Here is a 14,620-nt window from a genome sequence, read left to right on the forward strand (position 1 = left end):
CTTATTCTCTTCCTCTTCTATAGAATACATCATTCTATTATACCATAAAAATAGTTTATAAATCCATCTGACCATGTGAAAAATCAAAGCCCAAGATACCTATTTTCATAGGTATCTTAAGCTCTGATTCATTTTACATTTTATCTAAATCCCATCTGGGCCAATTTATTTTGATAAGCTTTTTGGTCCACTCGAAGGGATTGACCACCGTATACATCAAAGTCGTCTACCCAGTCTCCAAGTTCTGGAACTGTCAATCTTTCAATACCATTCTGCGCACCTTCAAGGACTGATAAGCCATTGGTCAATAAGAAAGTATATGGAAGGTTTGTAGAGGTCATGGCGAATACTTTACCAAGAGCTTCCGAACCAGTGAAAAGTTTTGTCGGATCTTTAATTTGTTGTAAAACAGCAGTCATGACTTGTTGCTGTCTACGAGTACGGCCATAGTCCCCTTCATCATCATCACGGAAACGTGCATAGTTGAGAAGAGTCGAACCATTCATCTGTTGTTTCCCAGCTCGAATGGTTTGAGTCGGTGACTCAGTTTCCGTTGCGTGCAAGTCATCTCCTACAGTCGCTTCTGTAACTGGGACCCCGTTTAGAGTTGAAAACTGAGCATCAATGGTCACACCATCAGGGAAAAGCGTATCAATGGCTGTCGCAAAGGCTTGGAAATCGACAAGGGCATAATATTTGATGTCTAGATCAAAATTATCCTTGAGGACCTTGCGGACCATTTCAGCTCCTTGTTTACCTTCTTGTTCCCCTAATTCGTAGGCTAAGTTTAATTTATGGTCGGTCTGTTTTTGACCATTGATGACTTGGCTATATCCATCAATATAGACCAAGTTATCACGCATAAAGCTAACGAGCTTCAATTTTTTATCTTTGCCACTTACATTCAGAACCATAATGGAATCTGTCCGTGTTTCTGCACTATTCTGTCCGATACGTCCATCCGTACCCAAAATAAGAATATTAACCCCATCACGCGTATCTTGTCCATTGAAGACTTCAACCTGAGCAGCTTTGGCATCTTTGGGCCCATTTGAGCTATTAGGATTCGCCGATTGGAATCCCTTTAAGAACATAACGATCATTCCAACTGCTACACAAAGGAATAACATCCCTAACCAAGCAAATAAGCGTTTAAAACGAAAACCTCTTTTTTTCTTTTGCTTCTTAGCTTTTGGAACCTTCGTTTCCAGTTGAGCCCCGCCACTACGGCGACTAGAACGGCTACGATTAGCATAGGTTGGCAGGTCGATACCAGAGTCTGAAAGAAGTTGTTCTTTGGCTTCTGGATTGAAAACTTCCTCTGTACCTTTTTGACCTTCTAACTTAGCATGTAAAAAGTCAAATTCTCTCTTTTCTTTTTCATTCAAATAATGAATATTTTTCAAAAGATAGTCATATCTCAGTTTTTCATGGTGTGTCAAAGGATTCTCTCTAGTCATTCCTTCTCCTTTCCTTTATCCTGTATGGTATAGATAGGATAAGCACCTAGTACTTTATACTGGATTCCAATCGTTTCTAGTTCTTTTTGAGCAAAGTGGACCAGTTCTTTATCAGTATAAGCGACATCAATGATAAAAAAGTATTCGCCCAAGGCTGTTTTTAGGGGACGACTCTCAATTTTAGTCAAGTCAATCCCGCGCCATGCAAAGGTAGAAAGTGCTTTGTATAATGCACCTGGAAGATTATCTGGCAAGGTCAAAGCTAGACTCATCTTTTCAGAACCTGGACTCAAGGGGATTTGTGGTAATTTAGGTCCCAAAACCCAAAAACGAGTAAAATTGGCTTCCATCTCTTGAATATCTTGAGCAATCAGTTCTAAACCATATTCCTCTGCAGAACTTCTTGGGGCAATGGCCGCAAATGGTTGATCAGGGTGTTCGGAAACATAGCGCGCAGCGTAGGCTGTACTGGCAGTGACTTCTAGTTGAGCATCTGGAAAATGCTCGTCAATAAATTTCTTCCCTTGGGCTAATGCCTGCGGATGAGAAAAGATTTTCTCTATTTTAGACTGTCCTGGTACCGCCATCAGCTGTTGATGGATTGGCTGAACAATCTCTGCCACAGCTTGAATGCGAGCTTGATGGAAAAGATAGTCTAAGGTCTCATGAACACTACCTTCAATAGAATTTTCAACTGGCACTACTGAATAGTCTACCAAACCTTGTTCATAGGCCTTGATAACGTCTGTAATATTTGAAAATGGCTCCAGTTCCTCATGAGGAAAAGCCGTCTGCACAACATGGTGCGAAAAAGATCCTTTGGGACCTAGATAGGCAATTTTCATATCAATTCCTCTATAATTTCCTCCGGGCTTAGCTTGGACACATCGATAACTTTACTAGCCACTTCCTCATACCAAGCCTGTCTTTCATTAAAAATTACAGCCAAATCTCCCTTACTATTTTTTAGAAATAGCGGGCGTTGATTGTCCTTATCATCTGCAATTCGCTGGTAAAGGGTCTCAAAATCTGCTTTAAGATAGATGTTGTCTGGATTTTGCTTGAGCAAGTCACGATTTTTCTGAGAAATGACCACTCCACCACCAGTAGACACGACTTGGTCCGTTTTTAGTAGGTCAGCCAAAACTTCTTCTTCTACTTGACGGAAGGCTGCTTCTCCTTTTTCTTCAAAGAAACGAGCAATTGGCATCCCCAGTCGGTCTCCAAGCAAGGCATCCATGTCTACAAAGTCAGGATTTAATCCTCTAGCAATAGTTGATTTTCCTGCCCCCATAAATCCAAGTAAAACCTTAGCCATGAATCAAAGTCTCCAAATCATCAAAGAAGCTTGGGTAGCTAGTATTAATGGCTTCTGCACGATCCAATTCAACTTCTCCATCTGCCACTAAAAGCGCTGCAATGGCTGTCATCATACCGATACGGTGGTCTCCAAAGGTGTTGACTCTGGCTCCATGGAGGGCAGATTTCCCTTTGATAATCATGCCGTCTGCTGTAGGAGTAATAGCTGCTCCCATGCTATTTAAAGCGTCTGCGACAACTTGAATACGGTCAGTTTCTTTAACCTTGAGTTCTTCTGCATCTTTGATGACCGTTTGCCCTTGAGCTTGGGTAGCTAGGAGAGCAATAATTGGTAATTCATCAATTAAACGTGGAATCAAAGCTCCACCAATTTCTGTTCCCTTCAAATCTGAAGTTTCAACAGTCAAGGTTGCAGACTTAGCAATTGGATCAATATCAGTAATCTCTAATTTGCCACCCATAGCACGGATAACATCAATAATCCCTGTACGTGTTTCGTTAATACCGACATTCTTAAGTACCACACGAGAATCCGGCACAATCAGACCTGCGACCAACCAAAAGGCTGCACTCGAAATATCTCCAGGTACGACAACCGTTTGCCCACTTAGTTTTTGTGGTCCCTGGACAGTGATTTTCTTACCATCGACACTCAAGTCTCCACCAAATTGACGCAACATATCTTCTGTATGATTACGAGTGCACTCCTTCTCAATGATGACAGACTGACCCTGAGCCTGCAAAGCTGCAAAAATCAAGGCTGACTTGACTTGAGCAGAGGCAATTGGCAATTCATAATGAATAGGTGTTAAATTTTTCGTTCCTTTTAAGTGCAAAGGTGGCAAGTCTCGCTCTGTCTGACCAGAAATGCTAACTCCCATTTTTTTCAAAGGAAGGGTCACACGGTCCATAGGACGTTTGGAAAGACTGTCATCTCCAAACATCTCTACTTCAAAGTCTGCACCAGCAAGGACGCCTGAAATCAAACGAATAGAGGTCCCAGAATTTCCCATATCGAGAGCGTTCTTAGGGGCTTTCAATCCATACATGCCAACACCTTGTATGATAACGACACCGTCTTTGTCCTCTATCTCAACGCCTAGGTCACGAAATACTTGCATGGTTGATAGGACATCTTCACCACGTAAAATATCATAAACCTTAGTCTCACCTTCAGCCAAACTCCCAAAAATGATAGAGCGATGACTGATAGACTTATCTCCTGGCACTCGAATACTACCATTCAAATGGTTAATGTTTGTTTTTAACTTCATGCTAGACCTCATACTGACAATACTTTTTCTTATTTTATCATAAAAAGTCAGAAATTTCTTAAAAATTCCTGACTTTATGATAGTTAATAATATTTTTTCAATACACTTTTACCTTTTTGATTTATTTCAACCTGAAGTTTGTTAATAGCAATTCTTTTTCACTTTCAATTTACCAGCTATCTGAAGAGCCACCACCATCAAATCCTCCGCCATCCCAATCATCTGAAGACCAAGATGAACTAGAACTACTAGTATCATATCTAGATGTAGAAGAATCTAATCTACCATAAGAACTTGACTGTACTCTTTGTGAAGCAAAGTAGCTTTTTTTGAGCTCGGAAGTCCAAGAAGCATTCTTCACAAAATCTTTATCGTTTGGATAGAGTTTCCCCTTCCCATTATAAGAGTATTGAGAGCGGTTCAGCCTATCTAGTTGCTTTCTTTTAACTTCTGCGTAGTATTCTTCTATCAGTAATCTAGTCCAAGTATCATTAGGTAAAAAACCTTTTGAATCTGGATAGAGTTTGTTATATCCTGTGTAGTTATATTGAGACCTAATTAAACGCTTATTTTTTTATAGTCCGATTCACGTTCTTCAGTCCATGTATCGTTAGGTACAAAGTTAGGAAAATCTGGATACAGCTTCCCCTTTCCCTCATACTCATACTTAGAAAAGCGACATCTTTTGAAATACCTGAACCACGTTACTAAACTCAGTAAAAGAAAGAATATTAGATAGAACAATATCGGAAACGGAATGTAATCGAAATACTTACTAAGGCCTTCATTATTTTTTAATGATTTTTCATAGATTTTTGGAAGCCAACTATTCTTATTCTCTTTCTTGTTTATGATTTCAGCTTTTCCTGATTCGGCTTTAGAGATACCTACTAGAATTCTGTTAAGAGCATCAGTATATTTCCCTTCTTTCATGTAAGGCTTCGAATCATTTAGTAAAGAACTAGCCTTCGAGTCAGTAAGCCAAATTGCTGCTTCGTTGGATGTTTCAATACGAAACTTCCTATCCTTTATAGCAATAGCGATTAAAATTCCACTGTTGGAATCTTGTTTCCCAATTTTCCATTTGCGTGCAACCTCGTTGGCTACCTCTTCGATACTGGAACCGTCCAGAGTATCTACAATGTAAATACCTACTTGAGTTTCGCTTCCAGCATTCATACTCTCTAACGTTTCTGCAACACTAGTGGTTAAATAACCATTAGGATCGTATATCCCATTTAAAGGCCGATCTGGAACAGCTATATTAGCCGCCACTAGCGGCATAAAAAAGAATAAAGGGATAATTAAGAGTAAAATTAACTTTTTCATAGGAGATCCCCCACAAGACTAATCAGTTAAATTGATTTTAGGGATAAACTTTGCATCTTTCTCTGCTCCAATTAACTCAGCTCTATAGTTAGAAACTTTCAAATTTATTTTCATTTTGTTTATTAGTAAAGACAATCATTCCCACAGTCATTATTAAACAGATCAGGCTAATAATTCTAGCTTATACAGTAGTTACCAATAATAAAAATACGATTGAGAAAATAACGATAAATCATAAACAAAATAAATTTTTTATTTTAGCAATTCTGAAATTGGTTCAAAAACAATTTTTTCAATATCAGATAGATAAATAGAAAGTTGTTGCTGTTTGGCAAAGAAGGCTGACAAGAGAGCATTGCCTTGAATCAACTTACCAAAGGATTCCATTTTTTCTTGGAAAGAAGCGTCGGGCATTTGACCAGTTTGGGCCATGACTTGGATTTCATGCTGAAAAGCAATATAATCCGCAAAGATTTTGCTAGCTTCTGCATCTGCTTGGATAGCATCTCTAGCTTCTTTAACCGCCTTGTATTCAGGCAATTCGCGTAGTCCACGACTAAGTGCATTTGCACTATCATAAATATTTGACATGATTATCCTCCTTATTTTATTACGACTGTGTAATCAGTATTTTCTGTAATGACTTGCTCAGCTCGTTTTAAATCCTGAGCATTCTTAAAGGAAATTTGCAGAATCCCGTGAATATCTTCACGGTTTTCCTCATTGATATGGATATTGACCAAGGAAGTTCCTCGTAGCAATTCCAAGATGCGCAAGATAACATCTTCCTCATCGGGAACGTCTACATAGAGGTCAAATGAGCTATCTACACCACCACGTTTATGGATTTCCATAGCTTGGCGTTGCTCACGCGCTTGATTAAAAAAGTTCCAGATTTGGTTTTCGTCACCCTTACTAATAGCTTGTCCAACCTCGTCTAAACGTCGCTTAAAATCCTCGATGCGTTCAATAATAGTCTCTCGATTGGATAAGAGGATAGAAGTCCACATGCCTGGCTCACTTTCGGCAATCCGAGTCATATCACGAAAACCACCGGCCGCAAAACGTCGTGCCATTTCATGCTCTTCAGCATAGTTGGCAGTTTGTTCCATTAAACCTGATGCTAAAATATGCGGAAAATGGCTGATCTGAGAAGTCACTCTGTCATGCTCTTCAGCATCGATTTCAATGAAACGAGCGTGCAAACCTGACAGCAAGTCTTTCATTTCTTCAAGCGTATCTGGAGTCGTTAGGCTCGAAGGTGTGAAGATATAGTAGGCATTTTCAAAAAGATTAACATCGGCAGAGGCTGCGCCTGTCTTATGACTCCCTGCCATAGGATGAGCCCCTACAAAGCGAACAGGTTTATCAGCAAAACTGTTCTCAGCTGTAGCCACGATAGCTGACTTGGTCGATCCAGCATCGGAAATAATGACACCTTCTTTCAAATTCAAAGTTGCCAAATCTTGTAAAAAAGTAATGGTTTGCTTAATTGGCAGGGTAAGAATGATGACGTCTGCAAGTGGAGCAAAACTGGCAAAATCATCCGTCGCACGATCAATCATTCCTCGCTCCAAGGCAATATCTCTAGATGCCTGACTGCGATTGTATCCTAAAATTTCATAATCAGGATGATCCCTCTTGATTCCCAGTGCCATGGAAGCACCAATCAAACCTAGTCCTGCAATATAGATGGTTTTTGCCATAAGAACTCCTTAATAATTCTTTGTATACTCCCGATGTTTTGCAACAGCTTCTTTTAATTCTTCCAGATTATCTGAGGAGAATTTCTCTAGAATTTCTTGGGCCAAGACCGTTGCTACGACTGCTTCCATAACGACACCAGCCGCTGGAAGAGCGGTTGGATCACTTCTCTCCACCGTTGCTTTATAAGGTTCATGGGTTCCAATATCAACGCTCATCAATGGTTTATAGAGGGTCGGGATAGGTTTCATAACCCCACGAACAATAATCGGTTGACCATTGGTCATACCACCTTCGAAACCTCCAAGATTATTGGTACGACGAGTATAGCCATCTTCTGGTGACCAGAGGATTTCATCCATGACTTGGCTACCCTTGAGATAACCTGCTTTAAAGCCTAGTCCAAACTCCACACCCTTAAAGGCATTGATGGAGACAACCGCTTGAGCTAATCTTGCATCTAGTTTGCAATCCCATTGGACGTAGGAACCAAGACCTACTGGAACGCCACCGACAACCGTTTCGACAACACCACCGATGGTATCACCATCGCGTTTGATTTGGTCAATATAGTCCTTGATTTCCTGCTCACGTTCTTGGTTAACGATAGAAACTTCTGACTGGGCAGCCAGTTTCTTAATCTCTGCGACTGTCAAGTTTTCTGGAACATCGATTTCCTTACCACCAAAAACAATAACATGGTTAGCAATTTCTATATCAAGCTCAGCCAATAAACGCTTGGCCACAGCCCCGACTGCTACTCGCATAGTCGTTTCACGAGCAGATGAACGTTCTAGGGAATTTCGCAAATCATCAAAGCGGTATTTGATGCCCCCAACCAAGTCTGCGTGACCTGGGCGAGGATGAGTGATTTTTCGTTTACTTTTAAGTTTATCTTCAATATCCTCGGCAGACATGATATCTAGCCATTTTTGGTGGTCTTTGTTAATGACATCCATGGTAATGGGAGCCCCTGTCGTCTTCCCGTGGCGAACGCCAGAAGTAAAGACAACCTGATCACTCTCAATCTTCATGCGGCCACCACGGCCGTAGCCACCTTGACGACGTTTGAGATCCTCATTGATATCCTCGGCAGTCAAAGGAAGGCCTGCTGGGATTCCTTCAATAATTGCTGTCAGACGAGGACCGTGTGATTCTCCTGCTGTTAAATATCTCATACATTCTCCTTATTTTACCAAGTAATCTTTCATTTCTTCAAGAGAAACTGGGTGAATGGTGGCTGAACCAAGTTCTGGCACCAAAACTAATTTCATGGTATTCCCACGCGCTTTTTTATCGTGAGTCAAAGCCTGATACAGCTTATCAACATCCCAGTTTTCATAATCCACAGGAAGTCCAAATTTCTGACACATTTCTCGGATAGACTGAGTGATTCCAGCTGGCATAAGGCCTTTTTGTTCGGCTACCTTAGAAACCTGAACCATTCCCATCGCTACTGCCTCACCATGCATAACACGTCCATAACCAGCAGTTGCTTCAATAGCATGGCCAATTGTATGACCAAAGTTGAGATACAAACGAATGCCATTGTCCAATTCGTCCTCAACTACCATCTTACGCTTCACCTGGCAAGAATGCTCAATCAAACTTTCTGAATGCTCCAAAATACTCTCTACAGAACCATCCATTTCAGATAACAAGTCCCAGAGTTCTGGATCTTCAATTAAGCCATACTTGATGACTTCACCCATTCCTTCAATCAATTCTCTCTTACCTAAGGTTTCAAGAACGGTTGGATCAATCAAAACGCTGTCTGGTTGGGCAAAAGTTCCCACCATATTCTTAGCAAAAGGAGTATTCACTCCTGTCTTACCACCGATTGAAGAGTCCACTTGAGCAGTCAAACTGGTCGGAATTTGAACAAAGTGAATACCTCGCATGTAAGTTGAGGCTACAAAGCCAGCCAAATCACCAACAACTCCACCACCTAGAGCTACGATACCATCGCTACGAGTCAAGTCCTGCTTAACTAGAAATTCATAAGCCTTTTGAACTGTGGTTAGATTTTTTCGCTCTTCACCCTCTAGAAAGTCAAAAACTGCCACTTGAAAACCAGCATCCTCTAGGCTCAATTTAACTTTTTCTGCATAGAGAGAGGCCACATGGTTATCGGTAATGATAACGACTTTTTGCGGTTGCCAAAGTTCCCGCAACCATTTTCCTGCTTGAGACAAGCATCCTTTTTCAATCTGAATATCATAAGGATGGTGGGGAAGGTCTATTCTGATTTTCATAGCAGTTCTCCTTTTTTCATTTTTGATACTTTTGTTTTAGTAATTCCCAGATTTGATCGGTTGGCATTTCCTTACCTGTCCATAACTGAAAAGCTTCCGCAGCTTGGTAAAGCAACATGCCTAGGCCATTAACAGCGTGATTGCCCTGGTTTCTTGCCCACTTAAAAAATGGTGTTTCAAAGGGTTGATAAATCACATCAGCTACCAAGAGCCTCTCTGGTAAAAGGATACTTGCTGAGATTGGCAGAGATACTCCATCCATACCAACACTAGTCGCATTTACCAGTAAATCCGAATCAGTTATCCTTGCTTGCAGTTCAGAAACATCTTCTAAAGCAAATAAATCTGCTTTAAACCCTGTTTCATTTTGCAGTTTTTCTAAGTAAGGTCTTGTTTTTTCTATTGAAGCCGAACGTACAAAGACAGAAACCTGACTGACTCCATCCAAGATTGCCTGCGCCAAAATTGCCTTGGCTGCACCGCCTGCTCCTAACAAGACCATTCTTTTCCCAGATATTTTAAAAGAAGGCAAGCTCTTAAAGAATCCCTTGCCATCTGTGTTATATCCAATTAAAGTTCCCTCTCGATTCACCACTGTATTGACAGCACTAATCAAACGAGCTTCTTCACTCAATTGATCCAAATAAGGAATCACCTGTTCCTTGTAGGGCATAGAAAGATTGATTCCAAACATCTGGAAACGACGAATGTTGGCAACTGTTTCTGCCAAGTCAGTTCCTTCTACCTCCCAAGCAAGATAAACCCCATTGATATTGGTTGCCTCAAAAGCTTGATTGTGAATGAAGGGTGAAATGGAGTGTTTGATAGGATTGGCGACTACAGCTGCTAAACGTGTGTAGCCATCAATCTTCATTTAGTATCTCCCGAATTTTTTTCATGCTAGATAGAGAAATCTGTCCTGGAGCACTGGCTTCGTCCAGACTTGCAAAAGACCAGCTAGAACCCGTCACATCTGAAGTGATACGAGAAACCTTACCCATTTTCCCCATAGAAATCGTCACATATTCTTGTTCTGGGTTCAGTGTTTTAAAGCCACGCGTAAAGTTCATAAGGTCCAATACATCTTGTTCTGTATGAGCCATAACCGATACTTTAACCACTTTTGGCGTTAGGCTGGTTAGCTCGGATAAGATTTCCATCATATTCTCTGGAGTTTCTTGGAAATTATGATAACTCAAGACTAGATTTGGAAAATCAAGCATTTCTTCAAAAACATCCTTGTGAGAAAAATACTCAAAATCGATATATTCAGGTTGATAGAGTTGAGCTACATCTTTGATAATTTGTACATACTCCGCCGAATCCAAATCGATCTCGCCTCCCTCAGCACGAGTACGTAGGGTGAAGAGGAGTTCGCGACCTGCAAATTTTTCAAAAATAGCAGGAGCTACCTGTAAAATAGCTTCCTTTGGTAGGAAGTCGGCACGCCACTCAATGATATCAGCATCGATATACCGCATGGCATCGATTCCTTGCGCCTCTTCTAAACTCTTTGGCATTACTGAAACGACTAATTTCATTTAGTTACCTTCATGCTAATCACCTTAAGGTAATTACTACTTTCATCTTTTTCATTGTAGACAAAGTCTGCTGGAAGTCCATATTTATTAAGAACCTGGTACTTTCTTCCTGCAAATCCTTTGTCGATTTGTTCTATAAATTTTTGACGGGAAACATTGGCAGCATTGGTGCTAGCAATGATCATACCTCCCGGATTTAAAATCTCTAAACTCTGGGAAATCAACTTGTGATAGTCCTTAGCTACAGAGAAAGTTTGCTTTTTATTACGGGCAAAGCTAGGTGGATCAAGAACGATCACATCATAAGATAAAACCTTACGTTTAGCGTATTTAAAGTATTCAAAGACATCCATAACAATGAAACGATGACTGTCAAGACTGAGTCCATTGGCATGAAAATGAGCTTCTGACAGTTCTCTGGAACGTTTGGCTAGGTCTACAGAGGTTGTTTCACTAGCTCCTCCCATTGCTGCAGCAACTGAGAAAGCTGCTGTGTAAGAAAACATATTAAGCAAGGACTTCCCCATAGCTAAACCATCAACCAAGCTACCACGCACTTCATGTTGGTCCAAGAAGATGCCTGTCATAAGACCGTCATTCATAAAGACTTGATAGAGGACGCCATTCTCAAGAACTGTAAAATTTTCTGGTGCTTCTTGACCATAGATATGGGCAGACTCATAGTCTAGACCTTTAAAACGAATCTTTTCATAGGCACCTAAGACTTCAGGGAAAACCTGAACAAAGGCTGCTAAGATCTCTTGGCGAAGTCCATAGATATAGGAGTTATACCATGAAAAAACAACATAATCTCCATAGAGATCCAAAGTCATTCCACCAAAGCCATCGCCTTCTTGATTAAACAAACGAAAGGCAGTTGTCAACTCATCTTGATAGTAAGAAGAACGTTTTTGTTTGGCTTTTTCAAACAAACTTTCAAAGAATTTTTGGTTAAAAGAAAGCTTCTGGTTCGTTACAAACCAACCAATCCCCTTATTTTGACGAGATAAATAAGCCATGCCCAAAAACTGCTTGTTTTGACTAAATAACTCAACTTCTTGATCAGTTTCAGATAGTTCTGAAAAATCAATTTCCTCCAAAAGTACTAGACCTTGGTTTATTTTTTTTTCAACACGTCTACTGACGAATACTTTATTCATAAATACTATTATAACAAATTTTGTGACAATTCACAAAATAGAAACTATTGATTCATCCATCATCCTACCCTATCTGAGAGAATTTTTCCTCCCATCAGTCCTGCTATTTTTCTTTTATAGTATTTCAACACTTCTAGTTGAAAAATAGACATAAAATTCAAAGAGTTTAATTATAACGCAAACGTTTGCATATTCTTTGGCTTTATGCTACAATAATTCTCATCACTGTAAGTAAGAGGATCAACTATGAAGAATCAAACCCTAATGCAATATTTTGAGTGGTATCTCCCCCACGATGGAAATCACTGGACACGCCTAGCTGACGACGCTGAACATCTAGCCAACTTAGGCATTAGTCACATTTGGATGCCCCCTGCTTTTAAAGCAACAAATGAAAAAGATGTTGGCTATGGCGTCTATGACTTGTTTGACCTTGGAGAATTTAATCAGAAGGGTACTGTACGTACCAAGTATGGCTTTAAAGAAGACTATCTTCATGCCATCCAAACTTTAAAATTTCATGGGATTCAACCAATGGCTGATATCGTCTTAAATCATAAGGCAGCCGCTGACCATTTAGAATCTTTCCAAGTAATAGAAGTGGATCCAGAAGATCGAACTGTGGAACTAGGAGAACCTTTTACCATCAATGGCTGGACTGGTTTTACCTTTGACGGACGACAAAACACCTACAATGACTTCCACTGGCACTGGTACCACTTTACTGGAACTGACTATGATGCTAAACGCCATAAATCTGGGATCTATCTGATACAGGGAGACAACAAAGGCTGGGCTCATGAAGAATTAGTCGACAATGAGAATGGCAATTACGACTATCTCATGTATGCCGATCTAGATTTCAAACATCCTGAAGTGATAAATAATATCTACGATTGGGCAGATTGGTTTATGGAAACAACTGGTGTAGCTGGTTTCCGTTTAGATGCAGTCAAACACATAGACTCTTTCTTTATGCGCAACTTCATTCGCGATATCAAAGAAAAATATGGCCAAGATTTCTATGTCTTTGGAGAATTCTGGAATCCAGACAAGGAAGCAAATCTGGATTACCTTGAAAAGATTGAAGAACGCTTTGACCTTGTCGATGTTCGCCTTCACCAAAATCTCTTTGAAGCAAGCAAGGCTGGAGAAGACTATGATTTGACAACCATCTTTGAGGATAGTCTAGTACAACTCAATCCAGATCGAGCTGTAATCTTTGTCGATAACCATGATACTCAACGTGGCCAGGCTCTTGAATCCACTGTTGAAGAATGGTTTAAACCAGCAGCCTACGCTCTTATTCTCTTACGTCAAGAAGGTCTTCCATGTGTATTTTATGGAGACTACTATGGTATTTCTGGTCAATATGCTCAGCAAGATTTCAAAGATGATCTTGACCGTTTGCTAGCTATTCGAAAAGAGTTGGCTTATGGAGAGCAAACAGACTACTTTGATGACCCTAATTGTATCGGTTGGGTCCGTTCAGGAGCTGAAAATCAATCACCACTTGCCATCGTGATTTCTAATGCCCAAGCAAACTCTAAAACCATGTTCGTCGGTCAAGAATGGACTGACCAAACCTTTGTTGATTTGCTTGGTAACCATCCTGACCAAGTAACGATTAATTCTGAAGGTTATGGAGATTTCCCAGTTACAGAACGCTCTCTTAGTGTATGGGGACTGGCTAACTAATCAATTAATACTCTTCGAAAATCTCTTCAAACCACGTCAGCTTCCATCTGCAACCTCAAAACATTGTTTTGAGCAACCTGCGGCTCGCTTCCTAGTTTGCTCTTTGATTTTCATTGAGTATAAAACACACAAAAAATGCCCACAAGCTAGATTTTCTTTCTAGCCTGTAGGCATTTTTTTCTATTATCAATACTTAAAATTAGTCTTTCCAAAGATCCATAGCATTTTGAAAATCTGCAGAAACTTGAACATTTTGAGGATTAGTCGCTTCTCTCTCCTGACGCTTAGCCTCTACCTGGACTACACTCTTAATGCCTTCATGACGCCAGTTTCTTAGGATAGCTTGGATGTACTTCCAATTTGGTTTTCCATTCAAAACAGCCTCACGTAGGGCTTCTTTGATCAGGTCCGCACTGGTTCCGTCTTCTTTTAAACTCTTTTCTAAATCTTCGATTTCAAAAGGACTTAAGAGACGACCTAGCTCTTGTTGGAAGGTTTCCACCAAGTCTTTCAAATCATTTTTAGCGGGTAGTGCTTGGCTAGGTTCTTGCTTTTCAAAAAGTTGGTCTAAGCGCTCTAAAGCTAAAGTCGCATCAAAAATCACTTCTATCTCACCATTGAGTTCAATGGTTCTGTATTGAAGTAGGCCTTTTTCTGTCAAACGTGAAATAGCCTGATTGACTTCAAAGACTTGCTTTCCAATTTTCTCTGCGATTTGACTTGGGGACAATTCCCCTAGGGCTGTTGTATTTTGTAGGTAAAAGAATTGCCAAACTAAGAAGTCATCGCTTGATGAGAACAGTTGATTGTAGTTTAAGAGCAGAGCACTTGGTAACACCAAGTTCCCTGATTTGAAAGCATCTAAATATGTCATAATTC

Annotated in this window: 14 protein-coding genes; 1 reads left to right on the top strand and 13 read right to left on the bottom strand. The window is 40.3% G+C overall.

Annotated elements, in window-relative coordinates; translation table 11 throughout:
- Nucleotides 1-140 precede the first annotated feature (140 nt).
- From ACESOD_RS05770 to ACESOD_RS05825, 12 genes are all read right to left on the bottom strand, one after another.
- A complete protein-coding gene (locus ACESOD_RS05770) occupies nt 141-1,460 on the bottom strand; it encodes an LCP family protein (RefSeq protein ID WP_320692915.1) in 1,320 nt (439 codons plus the stop codon).
- The gene (gene pheA, locus ACESOD_RS05775; RefSeq protein WP_373094475.1) at nt 1,457-2,305 is read right to left on the bottom strand and encodes a prephenate dehydratase; all 849 of its coding nucleotides are present in this window, start codon (nt 2,303-2,305) and stop codon (nt 1,457-1,459) included. The genes ACESOD_RS05770 and pheA overlap by 4 nt, the downstream gene beginning before the upstream one ends.
- A complete protein-coding gene (locus tag ACESOD_RS05780) occupies nt 2,302-2,778 on the bottom strand; it encodes a shikimate kinase (protein WP_373094476.1) in 477 nt (158 codons plus the stop codon). The genes pheA and ACESOD_RS05780 overlap by 4 nt, the downstream gene beginning before the upstream one ends.
- The gene (gene aroA, locus ACESOD_RS05785; RefSeq protein WP_373094477.1) at nt 2,771-4,054 is read right to left on the bottom strand and encodes a 3-phosphoshikimate 1-carboxyvinyltransferase; all 1,284 of its coding nucleotides are present in this window, start codon (nt 4,052-4,054) and stop codon (nt 2,771-2,773) included. The genes ACESOD_RS05780 and aroA overlap by 8 nt, the downstream gene beginning before the upstream one ends.
- A gap of 558 nt (nt 4,055-4,612) precedes the next feature.
- A complete protein-coding gene (locus ACESOD_RS05790) occupies nt 4,613-5,383 on the bottom strand; it encodes a TPM domain-containing protein (protein WP_373094478.1) in 771 nt (256 codons plus the stop codon).
- A gap of 252 nt (nt 5,384-5,635) precedes the next feature.
- Nucleotides 5,636-5,974, bottom strand: a complete 339-nt coding sequence (locus ACESOD_RS05795; protein ID WP_373094479.1) for a YlbF/YmcA family competence regulator — start codon at nt 5,972-5,974, stop codon at nt 5,636-5,638.
- 11 nt (nt 5,975-5,985) lie between these two features.
- Nucleotides 5,986-7,089: a prephenate dehydrogenase gene (locus tag ACESOD_RS05800; protein ID WP_373094480.1), complete on the bottom strand. Its 1,104-nt coding sequence runs from the start codon at nt 7,087-7,089 to the stop codon at nt 5,986-5,988.
- 9 nt (nt 7,090-7,098) lie between these two features.
- On the bottom strand, nt 7,099-8,265 hold the full coding sequence (gene aroC, locus ACESOD_RS05805) for a chorismate synthase (RefSeq protein WP_373094481.1): 1,167 nt from the start codon (nt 8,263-8,265) through the stop codon (nt 7,099-7,101).
- A 9-nt stretch (nt 8,266-8,274) separates the two neighbouring features.
- Nucleotides 8,275-9,342: a 3-dehydroquinate synthase gene (gene aroB / locus ACESOD_RS05810; protein ID WP_373094482.1), complete on the bottom strand. Its 1,068-nt coding sequence runs from the start codon at nt 9,340-9,342 to the stop codon at nt 8,275-8,277.
- A gap of 16 nt (nt 9,343-9,358) precedes the next feature.
- Complete coding sequence (locus ACESOD_RS05815; RefSeq protein WP_373094483.1) at nt 9,359-10,216, bottom strand: shikimate dehydrogenase; 858 nt, start codon at nt 10,214-10,216, stop codon at nt 9,359-9,361.
- On the bottom strand, nt 10,206-10,883 hold the full coding sequence (aroD, locus tag ACESOD_RS05820; RefSeq protein ID WP_301559084.1) for a type I 3-dehydroquinate dehydratase: 678 nt from the start codon (nt 10,881-10,883) through the stop codon (nt 10,206-10,208). Before aroD ends, ACESOD_RS05815 begins: the two co-directional genes overlap by 11 nt.
- On the bottom strand, nt 10,880-12,043 hold the full coding sequence (locus ACESOD_RS05825; protein WP_373094484.1) for a class I SAM-dependent rRNA methyltransferase: 1,164 nt from the start codon (nt 12,041-12,043) through the stop codon (nt 10,880-10,882). The genes aroD and ACESOD_RS05825 overlap by 4 nt, the downstream gene beginning before the upstream one ends.
- 246 nt (nt 12,044-12,289) lie before the next feature.
- On the opposite strand from ACESOD_RS05825, the gene ACESOD_RS05830 reads away from it, so the two are divergent.
- Nucleotides 12,290-13,741, top strand: a complete 1,452-nt coding sequence (locus ACESOD_RS05830; protein ID WP_373094485.1) for an alpha-amylase — start codon at nt 12,290-12,292, stop codon at nt 13,739-13,741.
- A gap of 199 nt (nt 13,742-13,940) precedes the next feature.
- On the opposite strand, the gene ACESOD_RS05835 is transcribed toward ACESOD_RS05830, so the two are convergent.
- A complete protein-coding gene (locus ACESOD_RS05835) occupies nt 13,941-14,615 on the bottom strand; it encodes a DnaD domain-containing protein (protein ID WP_223140707.1) in 675 nt (224 codons plus the stop codon).
- Between the last annotated feature and the right edge of the window lie 5 nt (nt 14,616-14,620).

Origin of the sequence: Streptococcus oralis, from assembly GCF_964238205.1 — a bacterium.
Classification (GTDB): Bacteria; Bacillota; Bacilli; order Lactobacillales; family Streptococcaceae; genus Streptococcus; species Streptococcus oralis_CZ.

Excerpts from the sequence above, each read along its gene's own strand:
- ACESOD_RS05770 (WP_320692915.1), bottom strand. The coding sequence starts at position 1,460 with ATGACTAGAGAGAATCCTTTGACACACCATGAAAAACTGAGATATGAC.
- pheA (WP_373094475.1), bottom strand. The coding sequence starts at position 2,305 with ATGAAAATTGCCTATCTAGGTCCCAAAGGATCTTTTTCGCACCATGTT.
- ACESOD_RS05780 (WP_373094476.1), bottom strand. The coding sequence starts at position 2,778 with ATGGCTAAGGTTTTACTTGGATTTATGGGGGCAGGAAAATCAACTATT.
- aroA (WP_373094477.1), bottom strand. The coding sequence starts at position 4,054 with ATGAAGTTAAAAACAAACATTAACCATTTGAATGGTAGTATTCGAGTG.
- ACESOD_RS05790 (WP_373094478.1), bottom strand. The coding sequence starts at position 5,383 with ATGAAAAAGTTAATTTTACTCTTAATTATCCCTTTATTCTTTTTTATG.
- ACESOD_RS05795 (WP_373094479.1), bottom strand. The coding sequence starts at position 5,974 with ATGTCAAATATTTATGATAGTGCAAATGCACTTAGTCGTGGACTACGC.
- ACESOD_RS05800 (WP_373094480.1), bottom strand. The coding sequence starts at position 7,089 with ATGGCAAAAACCATCTATATTGCAGGACTAGGTTTGATTGGTGCTTCC.
- aroC (WP_373094481.1), bottom strand. The coding sequence starts at position 8,265 with ATGAGATATTTAACAGCAGGAGAATCACACGGTCCTCGTCTGACAGCA.
- aroB (WP_373094482.1), bottom strand. The coding sequence starts at position 9,342 with ATGAAAATCAGAATAGACCTTCCCCACCATCCTTATGATATTCAGATT.
- ACESOD_RS05815 (WP_373094483.1), bottom strand. The coding sequence starts at position 10,216 with ATGAAGATTGATGGCTACACACGTTTAGCAGCTGTAGTCGCCAATCCT.
- aroD (WP_301559084.1), bottom strand. The coding sequence starts at position 10,883 with ATGAAATTAGTCGTTTCAGTAATGCCAAAGAGTTTAGAAGAGGCGCAA.
- ACESOD_RS05825 (WP_373094484.1), bottom strand. The coding sequence starts at position 12,043 with ATGAATAAAGTATTCGTCAGTAGACGTGTTGAAAAAAAAATAAACCAA.
- ACESOD_RS05830 (WP_373094485.1), top strand. The coding sequence starts at position 12,290 with ATGAAGAATCAAACCCTAATGCAATATTTTGAGTGGTATCTCCCCCAC.
- ACESOD_RS05835 (WP_223140707.1), bottom strand. The coding sequence starts at position 14,615 with ATGACATATTTAGATGCTTTCAAATCAGGGAACTTGGTGTTACCAAGT.